Annotated in this window: 28 protein-coding genes and 1 tRNA gene; 10 read left to right on the forward strand and 19 right to left on the reverse strand. The window is 43.9% G+C overall.

Going from position 1 to position 26,588, the window contains the following annotated elements:
• Nucleotides 1-44: 44 nt before the first annotated feature.
• From HWN40_RS09745 to HWN40_RS09760, 4 genes are all read right to left on the reverse strand, one after another.
• On the reverse strand, nt 45-341 hold the full coding sequence (locus HWN40_RS09745) for a DUF5658 family protein (protein WP_176965552.1): 297 nt from the start codon (nt 339-341) through the stop codon (nt 45-47).
• Between the two features lie 294 nt (nt 342-635).
• Nucleotides 636-707, reverse strand: a tRNA-Thr gene (locus HWN40_RS09750).
• An 85-nt stretch (nt 708-792) separates the two neighbouring features.
• Nucleotides 793-1,299 (reverse strand): chorismate--pyruvate lyase family protein, encoded by a 507-nt coding sequence (locus HWN40_RS09755; protein WP_176965553.1) that lies wholly within the window; start codon nt 1,297-1,299, stop codon nt 793-795.
• Between the two features lie 49 nt (nt 1,300-1,348).
• Complete coding sequence (locus HWN40_RS09760) at nt 1,349-1,660, reverse strand: DUF5611 family protein (RefSeq protein WP_176965554.1); 312 nt, start codon at nt 1,658-1,660, stop codon at nt 1,349-1,351.
• Between the two features lie 411 nt (nt 1,661-2,071).
• On the opposite strand from HWN40_RS09760, the gene HWN40_RS09765 reads away from it, so the two are divergent.
• Nucleotides 2,072-3,157, forward strand: coding sequence for a hypothetical protein (locus HWN40_RS09765; RefSeq protein ID WP_176965555.1), 1,086 nt, complete (start codon nt 2,072-2,074; stop codon nt 3,155-3,157).
• 145 nt (nt 3,158-3,302) lie between these two features.
• Here the strand turns inward: HWN40_RS09765 and HWN40_RS09770 are convergent, their stop codons facing one another.
• The 3 genes from HWN40_RS09770 to HWN40_RS09780 form a co-directional block, all read right to left on the reverse strand.
• Complete coding sequence (locus HWN40_RS09770; protein WP_176965556.1) at nt 3,303-4,439, reverse strand: hypothetical protein; 1,137 nt, start codon at nt 4,437-4,439, stop codon at nt 3,303-3,305.
• 192 nt (nt 4,440-4,631) lie between these two features.
• On the reverse strand, nt 4,632-6,143 hold the full coding sequence (locus tag HWN40_RS09775) for a cryptochrome/photolyase family protein (RefSeq protein ID WP_176965557.1): 1,512 nt from the start codon (nt 6,141-6,143) through the stop codon (nt 4,632-4,634).
• 45 nt (nt 6,144-6,188) lie between these two features.
• Nucleotides 6,189-6,881, reverse strand: coding sequence for a radical SAM protein (locus HWN40_RS09780; RefSeq protein ID WP_176965558.1), 693 nt, complete (start codon nt 6,879-6,881; stop codon nt 6,189-6,191).
• 174 nt (nt 6,882-7,055) lie between these two features.
• Here HWN40_RS09780 and HWN40_RS09785 point away from each other — a divergent pair, with 174 nt between their 5' ends.
• Complete coding sequence (locus tag HWN40_RS09785) at nt 7,056-7,358, forward strand: hypothetical protein (RefSeq protein WP_425487352.1); 303 nt, start codon at nt 7,056-7,058, stop codon at nt 7,356-7,358.
• Between the two features lie 53 nt (nt 7,359-7,411).
• Here the strand turns inward: HWN40_RS09785 and HWN40_RS09790 are convergent, their stop codons facing one another.
• The 6 genes from HWN40_RS09790 to queC form a co-directional block, all read right to left on the reverse strand.
• Nucleotides 7,412-8,389 (reverse strand): methanogenesis marker 2 protein, encoded by a 978-nt coding sequence (locus HWN40_RS09790; protein WP_176965560.1) that lies wholly within the window; start codon nt 8,387-8,389, stop codon nt 7,412-7,414.
• Nucleotides 8,390-8,465: 76 nt separating this feature from the next.
• Nucleotides 8,466-9,404, reverse strand: coding sequence for a nitrogenase cofactor biosynthesis protein NifB (nifB, locus tag HWN40_RS09795; RefSeq protein WP_176965561.1), 939 nt, complete (start codon nt 9,402-9,404; stop codon nt 8,466-8,468).
• A gap of 88 nt (nt 9,405-9,492) precedes the next feature.
• Complete coding sequence (queD, locus tag HWN40_RS09800) at nt 9,493-9,834, reverse strand: 6-carboxytetrahydropterin synthase QueD (RefSeq protein ID WP_176965562.1); 342 nt, start codon at nt 9,832-9,834, stop codon at nt 9,493-9,495.
• Nucleotides 9,834-10,550, reverse strand: coding sequence for a 7-carboxy-7-deazaguanine synthase QueE (locus HWN40_RS09805; RefSeq protein WP_176965563.1), 717 nt, complete (start codon nt 10,548-10,550; stop codon nt 9,834-9,836). Before HWN40_RS09805 ends, queD begins: the two co-directional genes overlap by 1 nt.
• Nucleotides 10,550-11,107 (reverse strand): DUF366 family protein, encoded by a 558-nt coding sequence (locus HWN40_RS09810; protein WP_176965564.1) that lies wholly within the window; start codon nt 11,105-11,107, stop codon nt 10,550-10,552. The genes HWN40_RS09805 and HWN40_RS09810 overlap by 1 nt, the downstream gene beginning before the upstream one ends.
• An 18-nt stretch (nt 11,108-11,125) precedes the next feature.
• The gene (gene queC / locus HWN40_RS09815; RefSeq protein WP_176966373.1) at nt 11,126-11,833 is read right to left on the reverse strand and encodes a 7-cyano-7-deazaguanine synthase QueC; all 708 of its coding nucleotides are present in this window, start codon (nt 11,831-11,833) and stop codon (nt 11,126-11,128) included.
• 202 nt (nt 11,834-12,035) lie between these two features.
• Between queC and HWN40_RS09820 the strand changes: the two genes are divergently transcribed.
• The gene (locus HWN40_RS09820) at nt 12,036-12,473 is read left to right on the forward strand and encodes a hypothetical protein (RefSeq protein ID WP_246275892.1); all 438 of its coding nucleotides are present in this window, start codon (nt 12,036-12,038) and stop codon (nt 12,471-12,473) included.
• Nucleotides 12,474-12,504: 31 nt separating this feature from the next.
• Here HWN40_RS09820 and HWN40_RS13565 read toward each other — a convergent pair whose 3' ends face one another.
• A complete protein-coding gene (locus HWN40_RS13565; protein WP_246275893.1) occupies nt 12,505-13,032 on the reverse strand; it encodes a PEF-CTERM sorting domain-containing protein in 528 nt (175 codons plus the stop codon).
• Nucleotides 13,033-13,260: 228 nt separating this feature from the next.
• Between HWN40_RS13565 and HWN40_RS09830 the strand changes: the two genes are divergently transcribed.
• Complete coding sequence (locus tag HWN40_RS09830; RefSeq protein WP_176965566.1) at nt 13,261-15,375, forward strand: thioredoxin domain-containing protein; 2,115 nt, start codon at nt 13,261-13,263, stop codon at nt 15,373-15,375.
• A 36-nt stretch (nt 15,376-15,411) separates the two neighbouring features.
• Nucleotides 15,412-16,764 carry a coenzyme F390 synthetase gene (gene ftsA, locus HWN40_RS09835; RefSeq protein ID WP_176965567.1) on the forward strand — a complete coding sequence of 451 codons (1,353 nt, stop codon included), beginning with the start codon at nt 15,412-15,414 and terminating at the stop codon, nt 16,762-16,764.
• 18 nt (nt 16,765-16,782) lie between these two features.
• Here the strand turns inward: ftsA and HWN40_RS09840 are convergent, their stop codons facing one another.
• Nucleotides 16,783-17,481: an RAD55 family ATPase gene (locus HWN40_RS09840; protein WP_176965568.1), complete on the reverse strand. Its 699-nt coding sequence runs from the start codon at nt 17,479-17,481 to the stop codon at nt 16,783-16,785.
• Between the two features lie 69 nt (nt 17,482-17,550).
• Nucleotides 17,551-19,203 carry a DUF835 domain-containing protein gene (locus HWN40_RS09845; RefSeq protein WP_176965569.1) on the reverse strand — a complete coding sequence of 551 codons (1,653 nt, stop codon included), beginning with the start codon at nt 19,201-19,203 and terminating at the stop codon, nt 17,551-17,553.
• Between the two features lie 176 nt (nt 19,204-19,379).
• Between HWN40_RS09845 and HWN40_RS09850 the strand changes: the two genes are divergently transcribed.
• Genes HWN40_RS09850 through truD form a run of 5 tightly spaced genes read left to right on the forward strand, consistent with a single transcriptional unit; the run spans nt 19,380 to nt 23,938 of the window.
• Complete coding sequence (locus HWN40_RS09850; RefSeq protein WP_246275894.1) at nt 19,380-20,087, forward strand: DUF434 domain-containing protein; 708 nt, start codon at nt 19,380-19,382, stop codon at nt 20,085-20,087.
• A gap of 5 nt (nt 20,088-20,092) precedes the next feature.
• Nucleotides 20,093-21,001, forward strand: coding sequence for a tetrahydromethanopterin:alpha-L-glutamate ligase (gene mptN / locus HWN40_RS09855; RefSeq protein WP_176965570.1), 909 nt, complete (start codon nt 20,093-20,095; stop codon nt 20,999-21,001).
• 39 nt (nt 21,002-21,040) lie between these two features.
• Nucleotides 21,041-21,388 carry a peptidyl-tRNA hydrolase Pth2 gene (gene pth2 / locus HWN40_RS09860; RefSeq protein ID WP_176965571.1) on the forward strand — a complete coding sequence of 116 codons (348 nt, stop codon included), beginning with the start codon at nt 21,041-21,043 and terminating at the stop codon, nt 21,386-21,388.
• 41 nt (nt 21,389-21,429) lie between these two features.
• Nucleotides 21,430-22,620, forward strand: coding sequence for a transglutaminase domain-containing protein (locus tag HWN40_RS09865; protein ID WP_176965572.1), 1,191 nt, complete (start codon nt 21,430-21,432; stop codon nt 22,618-22,620).
• Nucleotide 22,621: 1 nt separating this feature from the next.
• Nucleotides 22,622-23,938 carry a tRNA pseudouridine(13) synthase TruD gene (truD, locus tag HWN40_RS09870; RefSeq protein ID WP_176965573.1) on the forward strand — a complete coding sequence of 439 codons (1,317 nt, stop codon included), beginning with the start codon at nt 22,622-22,624 and terminating at the stop codon, nt 23,936-23,938.
• A 45-nt stretch (nt 23,939-23,983) separates the two neighbouring features.
• On the opposite strand, the gene pyrG is transcribed toward truD, so the two are convergent.
• From pyrG to HWN40_RS09885, 3 genes are read right to left on the reverse strand one after another with little or no spacing between them, the layout of a single operon-like run.
• Entirely contained in the window at nt 23,984-25,564 is a 1,581-nt protein-coding gene (pyrG, locus tag HWN40_RS09875) for a glutamine hydrolyzing CTP synthase (RefSeq protein ID WP_176965574.1), read from the reverse strand.
• Nucleotides 25,565-25,586: 22 nt separating this feature from the next.
• Nucleotides 25,587-26,255 (reverse strand): DUF7524 family protein, encoded by a 669-nt coding sequence (locus HWN40_RS09880; protein WP_176965575.1) that lies wholly within the window; start codon nt 26,253-26,255, stop codon nt 25,587-25,589.
• A gap of 18 nt (nt 26,256-26,273) precedes the next feature.
• Nucleotides 26,274-26,456, reverse strand: coding sequence for a methytransferase partner Trm112 (locus HWN40_RS09885; RefSeq protein WP_176966375.1), 183 nt, complete (start codon nt 26,454-26,456; stop codon nt 26,274-26,276).
• Nucleotides 26,457-26,588 lie beyond the last annotated feature (132 nt).

The raw sequence follows: 26,588 nt of genomic DNA on the forward strand, positions 1-26,588 counted from the left end.
GAGTATTCATTCACATTTCATATGAAATGTTCAGCATATCCAGCTCATCCGTTAAGGACAACCGCCATATTACTGACAGTCGCAAGAAGGCCGATACCGGTCACCGCATATCTTGTAATGTTCCAGTAGTAACGATTCGCATTTTTGTAAACATGGTACAATAGGAACATAAAGCCAATTTTCAAGGGGATAAGTACAGTGTATCCGTAGATACTGAATATATGTGACAACACCGGATTCCCTTCATAGAACATTCCGGTCTGCAGGGCACAAAAAGTGGTTAACGTATCCCCGACCACATACAGGAGTAAGACAGGTTTGATATCCTCTATAAAAGACATTTGATCCCCTTCTCCTGGATGTCCGGGCTGTATATTCGGCAGGCAAGCTCATTCATATAGTATTTCATATCGTACACCATTTCAATTTAAATCCAACAACCCCGGTTCCAGTATAACATCAGAAATGATATAAGTCTTTCGACATAATTTTATGATGTTGATAAGATAATAAAGCAGGTATAGAAGTTTAAGTTTAAAATCTAACTTATAATTTTAGATTTTTACCGGACAGTTTTACAAGAACAGAGTTCGTTTAACATCAGAATTCGAGCATTAGATAAAAGAAATAAATCAAGCCTCGGGCGGGATTTGAACCCGCGACCTCGTCCTTACCAAGGACGCGCTATACCCCTAAGCCACCGAGGCGCAGAATAATTCTTGGGGCGCTGGCACATAATACGCAGAATCAATTAATAAGGTTTCGGTCGGGAGATCGTTGTTTATAAAAAGATCAGAGTTCCCAGCGGGAATCCACCGGGAAACGCTCGTTTATCCACATCAGGACACCATTGTGATGGACGATCCTGTATGAGCGTGACAGAACCGTATCCGCACCGAAGAGCGGTTCATCTTCTATGAGCTCAATGCCCTCGAAATCCCTGCGCGTCTCTATATTGTGGTCACGGAGAATCCTTCCGATGGGGATATCGGCTTTCATCATATCGCACTTTACGCCCTCGGGCATCTTCTCAATTGCGGACAGGGATCGCGCATACACATGTGGGATATCCCCTGACATGAGTGTGACCACACGTTCATTGATATCCGCACCGACCTTCACCTCGAAGATCTCTGCCATTCTCTCATCCGCAGGGATTATATGCTGGAACTCCGTCACAACCGCAGTCTGGTATCTCGTCATGATCTCCAGCAGGAAGGTGACCGATCCGTCGGTCCCTGCACAAACCCTGAGACATGTGGGTATCTCAAAGCTTTTCAGTTTTTCAATAAAATCCATATTGAACAGATTCCGGTTTTGTTAAAAAGCAAGTCAATTACTTTGAGACTTACTTGGAAACTGCCTTCTTTGCCTGCTTAAGACGTTCCTTGGCAGTGTAGCCTGTTGCGTTGTAAAGGAAATCCCTGAAACGCTTGTTAGAATCCAGAATAAGTTCATCATCCGTGACGGAAGTGTCAGAAACCGTATCAACAACCAGTTTCTTACCCTCTATCCAGACGGTCAACTCGGAAAGAATGCCGTAAGAAGTAACGAATTTGTCATCCTCTTTTCTGATCTCACTGGGAAATGTCTCTGTAAGACATTCGTATATCCTGTCCATATCCGGCTTAAAACCGCGCTTTAACTTGTATTCCTGCATTTCAATCAGACGAATATAACAGTCTTAATGCGAATAAATTTACCGGTAGAGATGAAGACAGAATCTCAATGAGAACACACATGGAAAAATTCTTACTCAGCATCATATTGCATCAATTACCGGAATTAAAAAAGAGAGCATCCGCGGCGAAAAGATACTTCCGTATACCAGGCCCCCCTTTTCTGAAAATAGATTGCCTGGCTGTCATTTTTCCAATTATACGAGATATACCAGAATTAAGCAGATCTTGTGCAATTTAGAAGAGTTTAAATGTAAAATAGAACATACAATAATTGTGGATTCCGTCAGTATCCTCAGGATACGTAGTATAAAACTGGTCGCCACTTAAAAGCACCAGAATCCGTAAGGAACTTACTACGGCGGAATTAAAGGGGAAATCAGGGGTAAAGTATGGTAGATACAGTTGATATGCTGATATTCTGGGCTGTGGTCCTTGCACGCTTCTTTATTCCGCTTGCTATTCCCAGATACCCGCTGCCGGGTGTCATCGCTGCCCTTGTCCTTGACGGCATCGATCAGACGATATTCCAGCAGTTCACAGCCCTGCCCCTTGAAGGATATCAGGGATATGACAAAGCCCTTGACATCTATTATCTTGCCATCACTTATCTGTCCACAATGCGTAACTGGAATAATCTCTTTGCCTTTGAGATTAACCGTTTTCTCTTCTATTACCGACTTGTGGGAGTGGTGCTTTTCGAGCTTTTACAGGTAAGGACATTGTTGCTTGTATTTCCAAACACCTTCGAATATTTCTTTATATTCTACGAACTTGTCAGAGTTAAGTGGAACCCCATACAGCTTACGAGAAAACATGTCATAGCTGCCGTTGCATTCATCTGGATATTTATCAAGATCCCGCAGGAATACTGGATACACATAGCCCAACTTGACACGACGGATATGATAAGGGCAAATCCCTGGACAATACTGATTCTTGTGGGGTGGGCAGCCATCGTCATACTTGGTGTCTGGCTCATACTCCGGAAGATGCCTGCACCGCAAAAAGGATTTTCTATCGCAGCAGATCCGATTCCCAATGATATAGGAATGATCTATACTATCGGTAACGAAAAATCTTCAAAGCATTTCTTTAACAGCGAACTTGTCGAGAAGATCTTCCTCGTATCCCTGATCACTATAATATTCTCTCAGATACTTCCAGAAGTCAGGGCTACGAACTACCAGCTTGCTATCGGAGTAAGCTTTGTAATTATACTGAACACCGTATTGAGCCACTGGCTGGCCAGGCGAGGAACCAGCTGGAGATCCATTCTGCAGGAATTCATTTTCATGTCAGTAGCAAACTTCGGAATCGTTCTTATCTATGTATTCTATCTTATGTCCAGATACGGTGGTTCGGTAAACCTTGAAACCACACTCTTTTTCATCCTGTTACTGACACTGAACGTAGTACTGTATGACAGATATCGTCCAATATACGTTAAGCGCAGGAAAAAAACAACTGAAGATTGATCTGCAATCAGCTTTTACATGAACATAAAAATCAGATCAACACATCAGGAATAAAAGTTCTACATTTATTGAAAAAGAGGAATTAAATAGAAAAGGAAATGTCCATAAGGCATTTCCCGAAGCTACGTGTAAGTTGTGTCAGAAATCATGAAGAATTTGTATCTTCTGTGGCACTATCCTCCATGGTTTCATTATCATCTTCACTGGTAGCATTCTCATCAGTCACGTTATCCACTACAGTGACATTGTCATCGGTAGCGTTGTCCTCCTCAGTTATGTTGTCCTCTATAGTAGTGTTGTCATCCATTGTGGAGTCTGTTACCACAGTAGTGTCCGTTTCCCCGGTCATATTTGTAATTTCGGACCCTTCAAGGGTCATCATGTAAATATCCCAGTTATCGTTGCGATGATCCATCCACACGATAATGTCCCCATAGATTGAGGGATTCCTCTGGTCAGATTCGTTTGACGTGACCTCTAATTCCTCTTCTGACGAAATGTTATACATATAGACGTCCCAGTTGTCATTACGATAGTCCATCCATACAACTTTGTCATCATAGATCTTTGGAGACCATTTTATTGAATCATTGCTTGTCAACTGCGTCTCTTCCTCTGAAGTGAGATTGTACAGGACAACCTGCCTGCTGTCATTGCCTTCATCGACCCATACCACACTATCATTGTAGATAGCAGGGTCACGTTGATGTGATTCGTTTGTAGTCAGCTCTGTCTCCTCTTCAGTTGTGATGTTATACATGAAGATATCACGGTTGCCATTGCGGCTGTCTTCCCAGACGATCTTATCATCATAGATAGCCGGATGCCTCTGGTTGGATTCGTTGGTCGTTACCTGGGTCTCTTCCTCGGAACTGAGGTTATACATATAAATATCCCAGTTGCCATTGCGACTATCCTGCCAGACAACCTTGTCCTCATAAATAGCAGGGAAGTATTGTCTCAATGCATTTGTGGTCAGTTGCATCTCTTCTTCCGAAGATACATTGTATGCGAATATGTCCCAGTTATCCTCACGATCGTCCATCCATACGATAGTGTCTTCATAGACTGACGGATAGTATTGTCGTGATTCGTTTGTAGTAATATTCATTATCTCTTCGTCGGACAGATTGTACATGGCAATATCCCAGTTATCATTACTGTCATCCATCCATACGATCTTGTCATCATTAACGACAGGGAAATACTGTCTTGATTCGTTTGTCGTTATCTGTGTTTCATTTCCCTGGACCATTTGTGCAGTTACAGTTCCCGCTGACATTAAAAATAGTACAGCCAAAAAACATAACATTACACCTAGCCTGATTTTCAATTCTTAAAACCCCCTAGTTGCAATCCCTGATTCTGAATTTCGGATTGCTTGATTAATAAGCAGTTTGTGAACTTTTATTGTTTTTGAATCATAGTTCACGATAACTGTTTTTTACCTTAGTTTAAAAAATGAATTAATGGGTCACAGGGTTTCCAGGAAATTCTCTGCTATTTTTTGCATGTTACTTTTCCTTTCGGAGTCCATCCTCTCATAAGCAGAGACCATCATGCCCATTCGGAAAGTCTTCCGAAGAACATCTTTATTTTTGTCAATGAATCGCCAGTAGAGAGCATCCCATACATCGCACCAGCTACCTTTGCGATAATCACTCATCTTCAATATATAATTAGATCCCGATATGTACGGTTTTGTCGATAATGTACCACCATCGGCAAACTGGCTCATACCATATATGTTCGGCACCATAACCCATTCATATGCATCAACGAACAACTCCATGAACCATCTGTAGACCTCATCAGGATGAATCTCGCACAGCAACATGAAATTACCGAGAACCATTAGTCTTTCTATATGGTGGCAGTAACCGTATTTGAGCACTTTTCCGATCACATCATCCACAGCTTCGATTCCAAGCTCACCAGTGTACCATTTTTCACTTAGCTTTCGCTGATGTCCGAAAAAGTTCCCTCTCATGTCAGGTCCGTGATACATACCTCTCATAAACTCACGCCAGCCTATAATCTGTCTAATAAAACCCTCTATACTCGACAGAGGAATTGTATCCCGGTTATTTTCATAATGGTCCAGAGATTTTTCAACTACCTCGAAAGGTGTCAGCAGGCCGATGTTCAACAGAGGAGACAGTACTGAATGGAAAAGAAAAGGTTCTCCTTTTCTAATCGCATCCTCATATGGGCCAAAATCCTTCAGGCGATATTTAAGAAAATCATCCAGCCATAGTAGCGCATCGTCTCTCGTGGCCGGAAGATAGAAATCATAACCGTTTCCCGGATGGGATGAGAATTCCCTCTCAACAAATTCCACCACAGCCCCGGTATGAACATCGCCGGAAAACGAAGGCAGAGACGGAACAGGAACAGAATCCAGCAGAACTTGCCTGTTTTGCTTATCAAGGTTCCATTTCCCACCTGCAGGCTTTCCATCTGCATTGATAAGATATCCCATTCTTTTTCGCTGAAAAATATAAAAGTTATTCAGCAGCAGTTTTTCCTTATCTCCCCTGTAGGTTTTGAATTCATCAACAGAGTTAATAAAACCGGGAGAAGCAACTGTTTCAAGGGTTATTTCTTTTTCCTTGCACAAAGTCCTGATAAGCTTTGAAAATCCCTCATTCTCAAATTCATAGGTAACGAGTTTCTCTATCCCATGGTTTTCAAGAACAGAACCCAGTTTCTCTTTATAGCTTTGATCGGTAGCATCCTCAATTCCGTAATAGACAAGATCAAATCTCTCAGCCAGCCAGTCCCTGTATGACCTCATGGCAGAAAGTATCAGCACGAGTTTGTGTTTGTGATATGTAAAACGAGTACAAAAATCCCTGTCCTCAGCCATGAAAAAAAGAGAACTGTTTTCAGGCTCAACAGTGGACAGGTCATGAAAAAGACAATTGCCGGGAATCAGGACCAGTTTATCATAGGTCCCGGAACCCATGGGATCTATAAACGGCATACCAGACCAATATAAAGTAATCTACAGCAACCTTTCAAAATCAGCTTATTTCAGTACCAGCTTTCCCTGATCTCCCACAAGCCTGACCTGCTCTACCCCGGGGAGTATCATCTCACCAAGTTCCCTGATCTCACTCCACGAAGGGGTAGGCCCTTCATGTCCATTGAACGGAAGATCGAATTCGGGATTACTCATGAACTGATAGAGCATGACCTCGGAAGCACCTTCCAGATCTGGCATAATACGGGGAATTGTGTCCTTGTTCACATATTCCGGAATGACCCTTATCCATATCCTGAGCCATTTCCTGCGGGCTATGTCAAGGGACTGATGCAGCAGTTTTACGTATTTCTTACTACGTTCCTCGGACATGCCTGTCAGCTCCATAATAGCCTGAATGTCATCAAGCGGAGCCTTTATCTCAAGCACAAAACCCTCCACATAGGGGAGAGCTTCCTCAAGTACGGCAGGTCTCATGCCATTTGATTTCAAAATAATCCTTTTACCGTTTTCATGAAGCTGCCTGAGCAAAGGCATGAGGTCCTTCTGGAGAGTTGGTTCGGCGCCTCCCAGATAAACATTCTCAGTTGTGGACTTTTTTGCAAAATCAACAACATCTTCAACAGACCATTCTTTCATTGGCTGATGTATATGCACACAATAAGGACAGCGCATGTTACATCCTGCAAACTCCACCCGTATCTGTCCCTTGGCATCTGATAGATCTATCAGTCTCATTCAAATCCTTCCCTTACATACCGGTAGGACCGCATCAAAGATATCATTATCCATTACTTTCAATCGTGCTTTTAGAAATAAAGGATACTTCAAATAGTCAATTAGTTTCAGGAAATTTTCGTTCCCGCAGCGATTATTATTTATCCGGCGCGGACCATCAAGCCTTAAGACAAGGTGATAAAATTGGTCAAAAAATTACAGATTGAGGATCTAGAGGAAAGCAAAGCCAGAAGCGAAATCGGTGAAGATGAACTGGAAGGCCTCTATGATCTCATAATACCACCCGGAACTCCCTCATATATAATCTATGATCTGGTGGAAGAGTTCGAACTCGAGCCACTTGACAGAAAGGTAAGCGTTACTGTGGTAGAGCCTACCGAAAGAGAAGTTATCGTGCTCCGTGGAAGCCTTGAAGAAGTACAGGCTGCTGAAAAATTCCTGAAAGAAGAACTGGAAGCATGGATCAATAGCGAATAAGCGCAGGCCATGCTAAAACTATTTGATTACTATCCAATCGTAATTTATCCGGCTTAAATTTCGATTCCGGTTATTTTATCCTTTGAGAAATCAAAAACCGTTGCTCTGCCATCGTCATCATAGATGTCAAGTTTGCGGGTCTCTTCGATCTTTCCGATTACGGCAGCAACGATACCGCATTTTTCAAACACTTCAATACATTCGGCAGCATTTTCCTCTTTTGCAGTCAGAACGTATCCTGTGGCAGGATATATCTTGAGCCATTGCTCGAAATCCACATTATCCGGCCTTGGTATATTCCTGAGATCCACGGATGCACCTACCCTGCTTACCTCACAGAGCATTCCCAGGGTACCGATGGTACCGGGATTGCTTATGTCCTTGCCGGCTGTTGCAAGCTTTTTCTCGCCGATCTCCTGCATTACCATGAACCTGTCACGTACAATTGAAGGCTCCTTGAATGATGTTGTATCCCAGCTATAGGGAGAATTCTTTCCCACCCTTCCATCCATATCATAGGCCGCAATGACAATGTCACCCGGCTTTGCGGTGTCACTCCTGATCACACAGTCCTTTTTGGCTATACCTATGATGGAAACAGCCAGAGAATTATAGGGCGTGTCCGGGTGCATATGTCCTCCGACCATGGGTACACCGAATTTTTTTATCCCGTCACGGATACCCCTCATCACCTCTTCAGTTGAATCATGGTCACTGGATGACATGACATTTACCATGGCCAGGGGCCTTCCACCCATTGCCGAGATATCATTCACATTGACAACCACGGAAGTATAACCGGTCCACCAGGGACTTTTATTGACTATCTTTCCCCATATGGCATCAGCCGCGAAAAGAATAACATCATCGGTTCCGATATCAATTACAGCGGCGTCGTCACCGAAATCCACAATCGCATCCCTGTACTCCGGGCGTACTGTCTCAAAGATACTGACAATATCAGATATTGGTTTTTTACGGGTTACCCCTTCAAAGTTCCTGATACTTTCCGCAAGCTCTTCAATATACAAAAAAACACCTGCACAATGATTATAGAGTTATTAGATTGAATGCAGACACAAAATAAATAGGTTTCAGTGAAAAGGCCTAAGCCTTCTCATCCGAATGCATCTTCTTTTTCATATCAAGTTTAATGACGTTACGGCGTTCCTCACTCATCTGCGAGAGATCCTTACCGATCAGACCGTAAGCATCTGACCTGCACTGGCGACAGTGTCTCATCTGCTGTACATAGGGTGCACATGCATCCTGCACGGCCTTGCACTCGGCAGGTGAAGGAGCTTCCCTGTCAGCAAACTTTGCCTGGCAGATGAGTGGCATCACATTCATGATATAAACACCGAGATCATTGATCTTCTTTGCGACCTCGATAATATGCTCATCGTTGATACCCGGAACAAGCACCGTATTTACCTTTACCACAAGATCCGCCTCAACCGCAAGCCTGATACCTTCAAGCTGATTTTTGATCAGAATCTCCGCGGCTTCAATGCCCTTGTAGACCTTTCCTTTATAGGAAACATGGCTTATGAGCTGAGCCTCGATCTCAGGGTCGATTGCATTCATCGTCACGGTCAGAGTTGTAACACCTGTCCTGAGAATATCAGACATTCTCTCGGGCAGTACAAGCCCGTTGGTACTCAGGCAGAGTGTCACGTCCGGAAACTCGTTCTTGATAAGTTCCAGAGTCTCAAAGGTCTCATCGTTTGCAAGCGGGTCACCGGGACCTGCAACACCGACTACCTTTATGAAAGGATATTCACTGAGAACCTGTCTTGTTTTCTCAAGAGCATCCTCAGGACTTAATACCTCACTGGTAACACCGGGTCTGCTCTCGTTAACGCAGTCAAACTTTCGATCACAATAATTACACTGAATATTGCATTTCGGAGCTACTGCCAGGTGGATTCTCCCGAACTTGTGCTGGGCCTCTTTGGAATAACAGGGATGTTGTGCTATTACTCTCTTGACTTCCTTATCCCTGGAAATTTCCATTTCACATTCTTCTGATTTTTGATTATCCATATTTACAGCTCCTTGGCAGCTCCTGTAAATTCAGCTCAAAATAAGCATTAACCCATAATATAGTTTTGTGTCATCCTGCACACTTTGTCTAAGGACATATTTCACACCACTTGCCCTGTCCTTCCCATATCTTCAGGGACAGCGGGAAATCAAGTCTTGACGAGAGAGTCGAATGCATATGTTCACAGAGATTCTCAACACTCGGGTACTCAAGTATCTCGTTAAGCAGCACATGGTCGTACTCTTTCAGGACTTCCTTGACGATCTTTTTGATCTCATAGAAATCCATGACCATCCCGCTTTCCTTCTTTTCACCTTCTATCACGATCTCAACCTTGTAAGTATGCCCGTGGACCACTCCGCATGTGTTGTGTTCCGGGAGGTAGTGGGCACTGTCAATATAATCTATTATTCCTAATTTCATTTTCATTACAGACACCCCCACATCTTGTGGGTCTGTGGTATTATTTTAGTATCAACATAATCGAGTAGCTTTTCCTGGAGATCCAGCAGATATCCGGGCCCTGGCAGCTTGTCTGGCTGCGAGACTGGCTGCAATACAAGACAGGATATATAACCTGAGATAGCCCCTATCACCGCTTCGATATCATCTGCATCCGTATCCTTAGTGACAACTATCTTACAGAAGCAATCCCTGTTCTTTGTAGTTTTGAGTATCCTGAAACACTCTATGGTCCTCTCTATATGATTCTCAAAATCCTCCACAGAGGAAGGAGGTATTATTTTAACATCCCCGGAAACGAAGGACAGCTTATCCCTTACCTTTTTTGCAAGATGTGGCATGGTCATGTTGGATTCGAGATACAGAGGACTTGTTATGCTCATATCTGCTATGAAATCCGCATGAAGAAGGGGCTCCCCTCCTGTAAGTGACACCGAATGTATATTATCAAAAGATGAAAGCATCCTTTCAACAGCGTTTGTAGAAAGTGGATTGTCCAGATACTCAAAAATATCGGATCCTGGCTTTTCCTCGAACCTGCAGGTTTCAGGATCCTCTGCCTGTGTATCACAATAGGGACAGCTCAGATTACATCCGGCAAAGCGTACGAACGCCTGCCTGGAACCAACATACGGACCTTCACCCTGCACAGAGCAGAATACCTCACTTATGGGAGCATACATTATATCACATCAAGTGGACGGGATTTACGGAGGTCTTTTTCAATATCAGCGATCTCATTGGTGTAAGAATTTGCTATTTCCCGCAGAATTTTGCCGACCTCATCACCCCCTATCCCTATTTCATCCAGGCTTCCGTAGTGGTCATGAACCACGTTTATACCAAAATGGATTTTCTGGGAAACCGGGGATGTACTTGCAATGGACACTGTGAGCTTTTTACCTTTTATGAAAAGATCATCACCCATCCTTTCTATATCCAGGAAGCGGGATGAGAGAATCTCACGGACAATTGCTGTGAACAACCTCTGTCTTGCATAAATAAGTTTGAGATCTGTTGAATCGAAATGTTCGATAATAAAGTGAAGCATGTCCGTGGAGAATATCATGTCACCCTGTTTTTTGTCCTCAAGGTCAATCATATGCTCAATTTTCACATCACATGCTCCCCTGAAAGCTATTATAGAATCCGACTGTACATCCGCCAGATTATATGCCCAGAGAGACGATATCTGATTTCCGTCATAATCGAGCCTTTCATCAAGTATTATACATTCCATGTTATCCCAATACAAAGCCTATTCAGGTAATACTCCAAGCCTTACCAGCAGAGGATCAGCCACACCTGCTTCATCAAAAGCACGCTTTCTCCTCACACAGCTCTCGCATGTATCACAGGGAATATCTTCCCCATGATAACAACTCCAGCTGAATTCAAGAGGAGCGTTAACTTCCATGGCCTTTGAGACTATCTGCTTTTTATCAAGTCCGATAAGCGGTGACATAACCTTTACCTTATTCAGTGTGGAATAGGAAAGAGAATTATCAATGGCATCGATAAAGTCCTGAGAATTATCCGGGAACGTTACAGCTTCTTCCTTATTGAAACCCACAATAACATTATCCAGTCCCATACTTTCTGCAAAACTTGCAGCGATGTTTATCATAACGCCATTGCGGTTGGGTACCCAGACACTCTTTGCGGACTCAACACATATTGAAGGGTCTGCTTCTTCGGATATCTTCTCAAGAGACATTTCCGGCACATCACTGCTGGTATTTACAAGGGAAGTCCCAGTTATCCCGGCAAGCCAGCCAAGGTCCACTACCTTAAGCTCGAATCCGAAATGCTCACTTATCTTCTTTGCACATTCGATCTCACGGCTGGCTGAGCGCTGCCCATAGTCGAACACCAGTGCCAATTTAACTTCGGTATGCTCCATTGCAACCGATATAGCGGTAACAGAATCAAGACCGCTGCTTAACAGGGCTATTGCAGTAGTGATATAAATCCTCCAGATAATTATAAATCATAACTAGTATTCGTGGAATATTACCCAGAGAATACAGCTTTAATATAAGTAAGCATCGCTTTAAGCAACAAAGGTAAATAAATATAGAGCATCTTATATATTCATCAACAAATAAAAGAGGGTTTTTTTGCCGGCTATTAAAGATAAGGAAGTTCTAATTGCTCTGATGCAGAAGATGTACTGGCTTGAATTACAGATGGAGCAAATGGGCACCTGGGAAGGGCGTCTGGAAATGATGGATGACAATTTAGAGGCTCTGGAAATATTGTCCCATGATTCTGACAGGCACGGATCAATTGTCGAAAAATGGCTTAAAAAAGCTAGCATTCAGATACCTGAGAGTACACCTAAAGGATTGCCAAATCATATTTTAAATTTTGAGGGACTCTCTTCCCCGGAAATGTTCAGTATGATCGTAAAATATGAGATCCTTGCATTAAATGCCTATAAAGACATGAAGAATGCAGATCCAGATGTCATAAAAGCACTGTTTGAGAAGGAAGATGACCTGGAGGAATTCTTTGAAGATCTCGAACAATTAATAAGAGACGAAGAAAAGCACGCAAGCATATGTAAAAAACAGATAGGCGGATATATGAAAGTAAAATATTGAACCGTAAAGAACGGTTCAATTGATATTAGACTTACTTACGCCTGAATATAAATGCCAGACCAAGGATTGCAAGCATTGGAAGTGCAACTGTCGGGAACTCAGGTATTTCTTCAGGTGTTGGACATACTTTTTTCTGATCAGAGTCATCTTCAACTTCACCGGCCAGTTCTTCACCATCATCTGCCGTTTCGTTGCCTCCTTCTTCCTGATTTTCGTTTTGCTCCTCACCGTCGGTATATCCTTCATTATCGGTATTCTCATTATCAGTTTGTTCCTGAGCACTAGCCGACACGCCACCAGAGAAACTTGCAGATCCACCACCTATTCCAAGAGGAGCTAAATCCTCTTCTTTTTCAGGCTCCTCTTTAGGAACATTATCATTGTCGCTGGATGCTGTAGACTTTTGTTCTTCTGGAGCCGGAGTATCATCAAGGTTTCCAGCATCCACCGGAGCATCATCAACTTCCGGAGCCGGAGCCGCGCCATCATTGATCAAGCCGCTAAACAGGATAACGGCTGCAAATAGTATAACAGGAATAACAACCAGTTTAATATTCATTTTGTACCACCTTTAACCAGATAATAATTTAAATTCTAAACTTTCTTACTGATTTTAATTAGATTAGTTCATTATATAAACTTTCTTCTAATATTTTAAATGATGATTATCATCATTATGACATATCGTTGAAGGAAAAAAATTGTAAAAATTGGTAAGCATGTATAAATAACAAGATACTCAGATTTAGTATTCGGAGTGGGTAAAAGACATCTGGAAGTAATAAAATTGCAGGAAAGAAGGACAGAGCGGAGTGAAAGAGGAGCGAACAGATTAATAAACGAAAAAAGCCCGTATCTTCTTCAGCATGCATACAATCCGGTGGACTGGCACCCCTGGGGAGAAGAAGCATTCCGGAAGGCAAAGGCAGAAGACAAGCCTGTCTTCCTTTCGATCGGATATTCTACCTGCCACTGGTGCCATGTAATGGAGAGGGAATCCTTTGAGAATGAGGAAGTTGCACGCCTGATAAATGATACGTTCGTTCCGATCAAAGTTGACAGGGAAGAACGACCGGATATAGACAGCATATACATGTCCGTTTGTCAGGCACTAACAGGACGCGGAGGCTGGCCACTTACAATTTTCATGACGCCTGAAAAGAAGCCCTTCCTTGCAGCAACATATATCCCCAGAGAAAGCAGATTTGGTGCCACCGGTATGCTGGATCTTATTCCCATGCTGCAACAGACGTGGGCACAAAAGCGTGAGGAGCTTATATCGAATGCAGACCAGATCGTTTCAGCAATTTCCGAATCTACAAAAGAATCAGATGAGGCAACTCTGGACAGGGATGTTCTGGACAGAACATACCAGATGTTACGTAATAACTTTGACCCGGTCAGCGGAGGTTTTGGAAACGCACCGAAATTCCCGACCCCGCATCACCTGACATTCCTGCTTCGCTACTGGAAAAGGACAGGTGATAGTGACGCATTTGAGATGGTGGAAAGAACACTTCAGGAAATGCGGCGTGGTGGAATATACGACCATATAGGATTTGGTTTTCACAGGTACTCAACTGATAAACAATGGTTTGTACCCCATTTTGAGAAAATGCTCTACGACCAGGCACTGATCTCCATGGCTTTCACCGAAGCATATCAGGCAACCCACGAAAAAAGATATAAAAAAGTTGTCAGGGAGATATTCAGATATCTGATAAGAGATATGCTCTCACCGGAAGGCGCATTCTACTCTGCAGAGGATGCCGACAGTGAAGGGGAAGAAGGAAAATTCTATGTCTGGACCGAAGATGAGATTGACGATGTACTGGAAAAGGATGGAGCAGAATTCATAAATAAATTCTTCAACATCACTCCCGGTGGAAATTTCATGGAAGAAGCCACCAGAAGCAAAACAGGCACGAATATCCTTCACCAGAAGAAGGATCTGGAAAATTTTGCTGCAGAGAACAATATGGACTTCCCAGACCTGAAAGCCAGGTATGAGACAATAAGGCAAAAACTGTTCGACCATCGTGAGAAGCGTATACGTCCGGCAAAAGATGATAAGATACTTACTGACTGGAACGGCCTGATGATAGTTTCACTTGCTAAAGCTTCCGCTGCATTTGGTGATAAAGAGTATAGGGAACTTGCCATCAGGGTTGCTGATTTCATTATTAAAGATATGCAAAATCAGGAAGGCAGACTTTTACACAGATACAGAGAAGGCGAGGCCGCTGTAGAAGCTTTCCTTGAAGACTATGCATTTTTCATCTGGGGTCTTACTGAACTCTACCAGGTGACATTTAATACAAAATACCTGAAACAGGCACTAAAGCTAAATGAACATCTTATAGAACATTTCCTGGATAAGGAGAACGGTGGATTCTTCCATACTGCCGACTACTCCGAATCCCTGCTATATAGGAACAAGGATGTATATGACGGAGCCAGTCCTTCAGGCAATTCAATATGTGCACTCAATCTGCTACAGCTTGGGCGCATGACAGCAGATACGGATCTTGAGGATCTTGCCAGGGGGGTCTTTGATATATTCGCAAGTCAGGTTCAGAAAGTTCCCCTTGGGTACACGCAGCTTTTGTCGGCACTTGATTTTGCTATCGGTCCTTCCAGGGAGATCGTAGTTGTGGGTAAATCCGGAGACGAGGATACCGAAGAAATACTGTCCTGCATAAACCATGATTTCATTCCGAATAAAGTGCTGGTCTTCAAGCCTTCCGGAGAGAGTTCAGGAATAGAGAAGATGGCAGGATTTGTCAGTGAGATGGAAATGAAAGATGGAAAAGCAACTGCCTATATCTGTGAAAACTATAACTGCAGTCTTCCTGTGAACAGCAGGGATGAAGTATATAAACAATTGAGAACAGACACTTGAAATCAACGGAAATACATTCACAGGGCAGGTAAAAAAATGGAAGCAACAGGATACTATAACCCGGAAATAGAAACCATGGACCGAGGGGAACTTGATGCCCTCGTGGAAGAAAGAATAAGGTATACGGTAGATTATGCTGCAAAAAATTCCCCATTTTACAGCAAATGGTTCCGTGAAAACAACATCAAACCATCTGAGATTAAATCCCATGAAGACCTGCTTAGCCTGCCAATAATCTCCGGGAAAACCATACGTGAGAACCAGCCTCCTGAAATCGATGATTTTGCCCTCAGGTCGGTTGACTGGAAAGATGTGTTCACAATACATGAGACAAGCGGCACAAGCGGAACCCCGAAATCGTTTTTCCTTACATGGGAGGATTGGGAACGTTATGCAGAAAAATATTCAAGGAGTTTTATGTCCCAGGGCTTCGGTCCCGGGGACAGGGTAATCATCTGTGCATCCTATGGCATGAATGTGGGCGCAAATACCATGACACTGGCAGCCAGAAATATCGGAATGACAATCGTGCCTTTGGGGAAATGCACATTCCCCACCAGAGTAATGAGCTCATACAGACCCACGTCCATTGTGGGCAGTGTCTTCAAACTGATACACCTTGCAAAAAGGATGAAGCAGCAGGGGATGGAGCCTTCAGAATCAAGCATCGAGAAACTTGTGGTAGGAGGCGAGAGCTTCCCGGAGGAATCACGTAGCTATGTCTCTGAGCTCTGGGGTTGTGATGTATTCAATACCTACGGAAGCACTGAAGGTACCATGTGCGGAGAGTGCTCATATATTGACGGACTGCATGTCCCGGAAGACCTCGTGCACCTTGATGTCTATGATCCCCATATGAAGGATTTCGTAAAGGATGGAGAATGTGGTCGGATAGTCCTGACAACACTCCTGCCCGTGGGAGCAAAGTGCGGCACACTCTTACTCAATTACGACACAGAGGATACCACCGTGGTTACCACTAGGGAAAAATGCGCCTGTGGCAGGACCCATATGAAAATACTGAATCCCCAGAGGGAAGCTGAAACATTCTGGGTGGCAGAGACACCTTTTAACCGCGTTGATGTTGAGAAGGGTGTGTTCCAGCGTGAGAATATGGAATATCTTACCGGCGAGTACGAGGCTTTCCTTTACGGCGGAGAGGATGATGAAACCACATTAAGAGTAAGTGTTGAATGCGAATACCCGGAGAAATGCGACAGGGAGCTTATTGAAGAAAATTTCCTGAGATCGTTCTTCCAGTTCAAACAGGGACTCGAAGATGCCTACATACAGGGAAATCTCAATATCCTTTTCAATTATGTGGGTCCCGGACAGCTTGAACTATACAAAGTAAAAGGACGTCCGAAAAGAATTGTCGACCGACGATAGTTCTGTATTCTGGAAGGATCAGAAATTCCCTTTGAAAACCTTCAGGCCGTTATCGGATACTGTCAGTATCCATGGTTCCATACTATGGGAAGCAGCACGCATCTTCCTAATGCGTATATACCTGTTTGCCACATTACCTTTAAAATGCAGTCCCAGTTCGATAATGCCGTCTGCCAGATAACCTTCGGCACCGGTTGAGGAGTCATTGATACCTGAACTTTTCTCCTCTTCAAGTATCAGGAAAGTTGTAAGGTTCTCACGTCTGAATGTCTCCAGCATTCTGTACATTCTCTTGCGCAGTTCATTTTCCCCGATGTTCATAAGAGAATACAGTGCACCAAGGGAATCGATAACGATACAGGTACATTTACCACCGGTCTTCTCCTTGAAATCCAGTATATTCTGCTCAAGCAGTTTCAACAGATCATCCGGGAAGTCGCCATATGTTATTCTGTAATCACTGAAATCGGAAATATGCACCCTGCCGGAGACATGTATACCCATACTTTCCATATTCTTGAGATGATTCTCTTTGCTCTGCTCAAGAGTGATATACAGACCATACTCATCTGCCTCATCCAGATAGTTGGACATCAGCTGAAAGCTGAAACCGGATTTTAAAGTACCTGCGGCTCCGGTCACAAGAACTACACTGCTCCTGGGAATATCAGTATCGAAAACCTCGTTCAAACCGGGTATTGTGTCTACAAATCTCATTATTCCCTGCCTGTATATGAATACTATATCCTGTTTTTTAATTAAAGGTATTGTCCGGGTTGCGCCGGTTCAATCGCTTTTGTTCAATGTCTTCATCCATCTTTTAAGCATATGGAATTCTTTTTTCTCAAGAGTATCGGGATCGATCACCAGTATAAACCTTGAACCTGATGCCATTATAGTATCATTGGTCTGTTCCATCAGTTTGACAACAGAAATAAAATCATTATCAAGCAGAAGGTATTCCAGACCATCCATAAGTATGATCCCGTCATCCACCTTGTCAACAAAATCAGATATTGTAGGGTGTATCCTGAAGAGCTCTGCCGGATCTATGGTCTGCTGGTCCTGACTTCTGTTCTTACTGAGCCATACGAAAGGAGTTTTTGGAAGACCGTATCTGACACGTATATTTTCCGGGTTGTTCCTTGTTATACACAGGCCAGGTTTTCCCTGTTTGACCAGATGGGAAAAGAAAGAATAGGCATCCCCGGAGTCCACACAGTCCGCGAGATAGATAAAACCGGCTTCAAGTTCTGATTCGTCTTCTTCCGCCTGCTCATGAACATCTTCTGTCAGAGGTGTGATGAAAAGTCCGCGTAGCTCGGACCTGTCCTGCAAAGTGAGAATGAGATTTTTGTCGTTTTCATTGCCTGCTATCACGGACGTTGATACGTTCATGGGAACCTGGTCTCCGTTGCCTTTGACAAAAACAATTTCTCTGTCCTTCATGTCCTTAAATTCAATGGAACTTTCTCCGGCGATAAGAGAGCTCAGAGGCCTGCCTAGCAGGTCATTGATTTCCATATCAAGAAGTTCTGTTGCGTTATTATTGACCGTCAGGATATTTCCCTTGCTGTCAAGGGAAAGCATCGCGATCGGAGAGGCCTTCAGAAGATTATCAAGATACTCGTTTGCACGTTTTATCTTCTCTTCGGCCTCTTTTCTTTCAGTGATATCCGTACCGGACATCAGTAAGCCACCCACATGATCATTATTGATCATAGGAACAAAATTGTTCCAGCCTATTATTCTCTCCTCACCGCTTCGGGTCAACACGGGGCTCTCAAAATAAGCATCCAGATCAGTTCCACCCGACAGGAAGCTGTTGAACATATCCCTGAACTCCCGACGTGCAGTGTCCGGGACATAGTTCTCAAACCAGTCGGTGCCTGTAATCTCTTCTTCTGTGTAGCCCAGAAGTTCATATCCCTTTTTGCTCATGAGCCTGACATTACCGACTTCATCCAGCACAACCAGTACAACCGATGCAAGATCCAGGTAAAGTTTTGCCTGGTCACGCTGATTTATCAGGTCGTCGTGTAATTTTTTGATCCTGAGAAGGGAACTCCCCCTTGTGTTGATCTCTATCCTGTCAAGGGGTTTTGTCAGAAAATCATCGGCACCTGCTTTGATTCCCATTATCCTGTCTTCGATGCCCGAGAGTGCCGTTACCATGACAATAGGTATGAATTTGGTATCTTCCGAACCCTTGAGTGTTTCACATACTTTGTAGCCTGTAATATCAGGCATCATTATATCAAGAAGTATTATGTCGGGATTATGCTCTTCAACCTTTTCAAGAGCTTCCACCCCACCATAGGCGGTGACTATCTCATAATCGTTCATCAGATAGGCTTCAAGCAGTTTAACATTAACTTCCTCGTCATCTACAATGAGGACTTTGCCCTTTTTTTCATCATCCATTCCGTGATCACTCATTCAGCAGGACCATCCTGTCCTTTAAGCAATGGTCCGGTATTCCCTTGGAATGTAACATATATAATTAAAGCATATAAATATTATACTAACTATCGTATTAAAAAGATCAAAAATTACATATTTCAATCTTGAAAGGTATACTTTCAAACTAGTCCCATAAAAGGCTGGATATCTGTGTGAATAAAGAGACCAATGAGTGGAACAGTATATTAATAGAAGCTGCAAAGGATATCCGGTATCTGCTCGAAAGAGGATATCCCGGCAGCAGCGCTGTAAGATTTGTAGGTGATCATTACAGGTTGAAAGATAAACAGCGTTTCATACTGTCAAGAAATGTGCTTGCACCGTCTGTCGCCTCAGGCCGCCGGAGAAAAAGGGTTAACTGTACTGATACCGAAGGCCGACATCTCCTCATTGATGGATACAACGTGCTGATCACCCTGGAAAGTTATCTGAAAGGCGAGGAGATGTGGACAGGCGATGATGGTTTCATCAGAGACAACAGGGGAGTGTTCAACAACCATGTCAATGACAGGACGACCTGCAGGGCCGTGGAGCTGATGAACTCTGTACTCATGGCAGCTAATTTGCATTCCGTGATTTTACTCCTGGATCTTCAGATGAGTATGAGTGGAAAACTCGCCGGCTTTATCAGGCAGAGCTTCAATGAAGCCTCAATACCCGGAACTGTATGCACATCAAGGACAGTGGACCATGAGCTGAAAAAAGCAGCCAATGATTCAGTAGTTGCCACTGCGGATGGAGTAATAATTGACTCTGTAAACAATGTTCTCGATATCCCGGCTTGTGTCATAGCCGAAAAAGGAAGGGATAAAATATCTCTTTACACATTAAGTCCTGATACTGATATTACTGAAGGATAAGAAAAATGACAGAACTTGGGATCGCCGTAACAGACCCTGAAGACTGGACTGCAAAAGCATTTGTCAAAAACTCGAAGAAGAAGGGTATCAAAGCCCGGACGATCGATCTGAGAAAAGCAAAGGCCAGCATCGGAAGCGGGCGCGCATACTCAGTGGATGAGATTGGGCTGGGAGAACTTGATGCACTGATAGTCCGAGATATGGGCTCAGGAAAAAATGATGCGGTTACTTTTCGTTTTGATCTTCTCAGGCAACTTGAGGCAGAAGGAGTGCTTGTTGTTAATCCACCGTCTGCGATCCAGAATGCGGCAAATAAATATCATTGCTCATACCTGTTCTCAGGGGCAGGCATTCCGGTTCCTGAAACCAGGATGGTACAGGACATTGAAAGTGCTATGGATATTCTCGAAGGTTTCAGGGATGTTGTACTAAAGCCCGTATTTGGATTCAAGGGAATCGGAATTTCCAGAATAAAGGATGGAGAGATTATCAGACCTGACGGAAGCAGCGGAGGAAAAGATATCTTTGGGCTGCTTGACTCAATGCTTCGGGAGAAGGGAATAGTATTCATACAGGAATTCATTGAGAACTCCGGCCGGGATATAAGGGCATTTGTGGTGGATGATGAAGTTACCGGCTCCATATACCGCAAGGCTGCACCGGGTTCATGGCTGAACAATCTCAGCCAGGGAGGGAATCCCGAAAGATGCACGCTTGATAGTGAACAGGAGAATATCTGTATTGAAGCCGCCAGGGTTGCAGGTACTCTTTTTGCAGGTGTTGATATCATCGAAGGACCGGATGGCCCAAAAATACTGGAGATCAATGCAACGCCATCCGGAGCTGGAATTTATAGTGCCTGGAACATTGATGTCACGGAAAATATCATTGATGCTGTGCTCAAACGGCTCTGAGTGTAAAATCTAAAATAGCTGTAGAACGATGATATAGCCATGAGTGAATACAAACAATGTATAATAGTCAGGGACGACCTGAAATTATCAAAAGGCAAGCTTGCCGTTCAGGTTGCCCATGCTGCAGTTTCTGCCTCAGAGTGGGCCGACAGGACAACCCTCGAGAAATGGAAGGAAGGAGGCCAGAAAAAGGTTGTTCTGCGAGTGGCGGATACACGGGGACTGTTCGAGCTGAAAGAAATAGCAAGAAAACATAACATAGCCACAGCACTCATTCAGGATGCAGGGCTTACGGAGATCAAGCCGGGTACTGTAACCGTACTTGGCATAGGGCCTGCAAAAGAAGAGGAACTCGACAGGATAACCGGTGACCTTAAACTCCTTTGACCATAAGCTAAAAAAATTAATAAAACATATCAGGGAAAAATATGAAAAACCTGCAAAGACAGTACATCCTTCCCCTGACCTTTATTTTAATAATAGTTTCACTCCTGGCAGCAGGATGTATTTCTGAACCAATACAGGGTGTAAAGGAACTCATGTCATCTTCATCAGCGACATTGATGGAGTCAGAAACACCATATGAGCCGGACCCTGCAAGGCTTACGATTCCAGTTACCCCCGAGCAGGCACCCTATACACTTGAGAACAAACCATCTTCAAGTGATGTTCTGGCACCGGGTTTTGAAGTATCGAGCAGTTATTATTACTATGTGGGTTTCTACGAAGGTACCGAAGGTGTGACCAGCATTTACGTAAAGAATCAGGGAGACAATACCGTCTTTATCTACGAGTTTGGACTCCTGCAGAAAAACAATGGTGAGTGGCACGGACAGGACACCAGCATCACAATACTGCCGGGTGAAGAGAAGGTGATCGGACATATATCCTTCAATATTCCGGAAAATACCGATGAGATAACACTTGAAGCAGGGATATCCATGATGGTCAGGACATCTTCCGGTAAGTGGTATGACTACCAGAGGCAGTACTTTGATGAGTTCACAGTAGATGTCGAGCCACAGCCGGTAATGGAGGAAAGCCCTTATGTGTACAACCCTGTGAGTACTTTTGAGCTGGTTAACGAAAAGATAACTCCCTATGACATTGAAGTCAGAAAAATGGCTGCCGTATCAGCAAAGAAATATCCCGGCCAGTATAATATCTACCAGTTATGTTCCCTCTTCGATGATACAAGGGATAATATCCAGTATATAAGTGATCCCAGGGGACGTGATCTCTGGTCAGAGCCACGTGACACGCTGCAGGTGGGTGCCGGTGACTGTGATGACTATGCTATCCTGCTGGCGTCACTTGTAGAATCGATCGGAGGAACAGCCAGGATATATATGACTGACACCCATGCATTTGCTGCAGTGTATGCCGGAGATGAAAGCAATATAGAGAATGTCATAGGATCCATACAGAATTATTACGGACCTCTACCCGTATATTATACAAGCGATGAGTACGGTTACTGGCTCATGATGGACCCAACCTCCAGTGTATATATAGGAGGACTTCCGGGAGGTACCGCACCTGTAGAGGGCGGATGGACCTTCCTGAACACAAGCCAGGTAACAGTAATTGATATCGCACCCCAGGACGAGGAATTATAAAATGGATATACCCCCAGTGGAAAAGCAGACAGGCATTGACCTGTACTGCACATCTGTAGAAGGCCTTGGTGGCCGGCTCCGGCAGGAAGTTGACGATTTTGTAGTAAAGGAAATAAGCAACCGTGATGAAGGAGATTCCGGCAAGCATCTCGTAATCGAACTTAGCAAAAGCAACTGGGACATGCATCATCTTGTCAGGGATATGTCACGTAAGCTGGGCATCAGTCAGAAACGCATCAGCTTTGCCGGAACCAAGGACAAAAGAGCAAGGACCACCCAGAAGATCAGTATCTACGATATTGGCGAAAAAGAGATGGAAAACTTCCACATGAAAGATGTGGAAATAAACGTGATCGGAAGGTCCGACAGGTCCGTTGAACTCGGTGACCTTTACGGAAATGAGTTTGTGATCACGATCAGGGATATCGATCAAAAGCCGGAAGAGCTTAACTCACATCTTACGACAATAGGTGAAGAGATAAAATCCTATGGAGGAGTTCCGAACTTCTTCGGGATACAGCGTTTTGGCGCCATCAGACCTGTGACTCACCTTGTAGGCGAGCACATTCTCAGGGGAGATTTTGAGAAGGCAGCGCTCACATATATAGCAAAGTCATTCCCTGATGAGCCCGATGAAGTAAGAGAGGTACGCGATATGGTCTGGGAGGACAGGGACTTTGTTGAAGGACTCAAACTCTATCCCCTGCGCCTGAGATATGAAAGAGCGATGATGCATTATCTGGTTGAAAATCCGGGAGATTACAGAGGTTGCTTTGGGGTGCTTTCCAGAAATATCAGCAGACTTTTCGTACATGCGTACCAGTCATACGTTTTCAACAGGATAGTCTGTCGCCGTATAGAGAAAGGACTTCCGTTGAATGAAGCAGTACCTGGAGACATTGTCTGTTTCAAGAATAAAGAAGGTCTGCCGGATGTCACAAGAACACAGCAGGTAACAGGGGAAAATGTTGACGGGATGAATAATCTTATCCGAAGGAAAAGGGCTTTTGTTACTGCTCCCCTGATCGGCTACGATACCGAAATGGCTTCCGATGAGCCTGGAATAATTGAAAGTAATATCTTTTCCGAAACCGGCCTGTCAGTAAATGATTTCAAGGTAGCAGATATGCCGGACATGGCTTCAAAGGGACTTCGCAGGGAGATACTTCTCCATTGCGAACCTTCTTTCCAGGTTGCTGAGGATGAACTCAATCCCGGAAAAAGCAAGGCAACCCTGGATTTTACACTTCCCAAAGGAAGCTATGCAACAACGGTTCTCAGAGAATATATGAAAGTGGAACCGCTTAAAATGAGTTAGAGGGACATATGTCCCTTTAGAACATAGAATTATTAACTTTATTTTTCAGTCAAGCATAGACTGTATGAAAGCTTTGAACGGTGGTGAAGGGCGTCCGGGCCTTGATTTGAATTCCGGATGGAATTGGGACCCGAAGAAGAATTTTTTATCGGGGATCTCTGCGATCTCCATCCTGTTGCGGTTCTTTCCGGAAAATATCATGCCCTTAGCTTCTATCCTGTCAACGTAATTCGGATTCACCTCATACCTGTGCCTGTGGCGCTCTACAATAATGGATGATCCGTATATTGTCTCGGCGAGTGAGCCGGCTTTTAAGCTTGCTTCGTAGTCTCCGAGACGCATGGTCGCACCCATATCCACCACATTTTCCTGCTCGGGAAGAAGATCAATTACAGGATATGGAGTGTTCTCGTCGAATTCCGTACTGTTGGCGTTCTGCAGGCCTACTACATTTCGTGCAAACTCGATAACCGAGAGCTGCATTCCCAGACAGAGTCCGAGATAGGGGATGTCGTTCTCACGTGCATACCTGATCGCCATGATCTTTCCTTCTATTCCCCTCTCACCAAAACCTCCGGGAACGAGGATACCATCATATTTCGAGAGCTCTTTCACCAGAGACGGATCTTCCTCAAAGGACTCGGAATCTATCCAGCTAGTACAGAAATTCACTCCACACTCAATGCATGCATGTTTGATGGATGCACTGATACTCAGATAGGAATCCTCAAGATGGGTATACTTGCCCACAATTCCGACATTTACAGTGTCCTTGAGTTTATTCATCCTGTCCACCATTTCAGACCATGAGTGATCTATGGTGTCGGAGCTGAGATCCATCAGTTTCATCAGGTAGCTGGTAAGACCCTCCTTTTCCATCATGAGAGGAACTTCATAGATGTCAGCGGCATCATGGGCACTGATCACAGCTTCCTCGGGAACGTCACAGAAAAGGGCAATTTTGGAACTCGTGCTCTCAAGCAGAGGCTCCTTGCACCTTGTGACAATCACATTTGGAGTCAGACCAAGTTCCCTGAGCTCCTTTACCGAGTGTTGTGTCGGCTTTGTCTTCTGGTCCCCCTGTGGATCGAGAGGTACGAGTGTTACATGAACAAAGGCAATATCACCCTTTGGGTCCTCCCTGTGCATCTGCCTGACAGCTTCCAGGAAAGGCATACTTTCGATGTCACCAACCGTACCTCCGACCTCAATAAGACAGATATCGGCACCACTCTTGGCAGCTACCCTTCTGATACGTTCCTTGATCTCATTTGTGATATGAGGAATGATCTGGACCGTCTTACCCAGGTACTCTCCCCTACGCTCTTTTGCTATGACTGACTCATAGACCTTTCCGGTTGTGAGATTGTGGTCCCTTGTAAGTTCGGTGTCCAGAAAACGTTCGTAATTCCCAAGGTCAAGATCGACCTCCCCTCCGTCCTTCAGAACGAAGACCTCTCCGTGCTGGAAAGGACTCATGGTGCCTGCATCAATATTAATGTAAGGATCTATTTTGATGGCTGTTACCTTATAGCCCTTGTTCTTTAGATTCCGACCGATTGAAGCGGTGGTTATTCCCTTACCCAGCCCGCTCATTACTCCGCCTGTTACTATAATATATTTCATATGATGCCTCTACCTTGAGTTTTTACTTAAATATTGGTAATTTGATTAATAGAAAAGCCATGAAAGAAGTTAAGAGTATTGAATAAAAGACCGCCTGATAAAAACCAAAGAGCGGTTCAAGGTCAATGGAAGTAAACGTCAGTGCAAGCATTGTTGCAGATATGACTATCAGTAATGCAGCCATAAGGTAAAGAGACCTGGAAGATGCCAGCTTAACTGTTGATTCCAGCATCTGCAGGGATATCTTTGGCAGGTGTGTGCCCCATTCACGTTTACGGGAAACTACCGGAGAAGAGCTTTTTTTAGGACTGGACAGTGATTCGTCCACATCCACTGAGAAATTGCTTTCATCAGGACCCGGACTCCCTATGTTCAGATTAAAGCTTTCTTTCTTAGAACCGTATCCCACTGTAACAAATACCTGGCCCTGCGTATAGATTCTCCCGTCATATGATATCCTGGCAATGAGAGGGATGTATTCTTCATGCCTGACATAAGGATTGTCTTCAAGAATGGTGATATTCTCAAACAGTGAATCGCTGACAGCCAGATTGACGTGTGTTGGAGCACCGTAATTTATCATTACGATCTCAAAACTGCGCTCCTCACCGGGAGACAGGGGTATTTCAACAGTATCGGTATCGAACTCTATGGAGTTTACTCCAAGTCTGTTGATGTGTACCTGTTGCAATTAGATGTCCTCGCTTTTTCATTCCCTGAGGTCAGGCGGGAGCATATTGGGTATGCCTTCCTCTATAGGATAGTATTCATTACAAACGGAACAGTAAAGGGTTCCGGAAATGACCTCATTTTCGTCTTCCTTCTCAACGTTCAGAACAAGATCACCTTTACAGATGGGGCATGCAAGAATTTCCATCAGGTCCTTTTTCATTGTGATCACAATCTATCAATAGATTACCCGGATATAAGTTTTTGCTTATAATTAATATCGTAATCAATTGGTACAGAGGATGATTTCGTGTTGAGAACCATGCTCAGAGAATCAATGAGTGTTATCGATTTC

This window comes from Methanolobus zinderi (assembly GCF_013388255.1).
Taxonomy (GTDB): Archaea; Halobacteriota; Methanosarcinia; order Methanosarcinales; family Methanosarcinaceae; genus Methanolobus; species Methanolobus zinderi.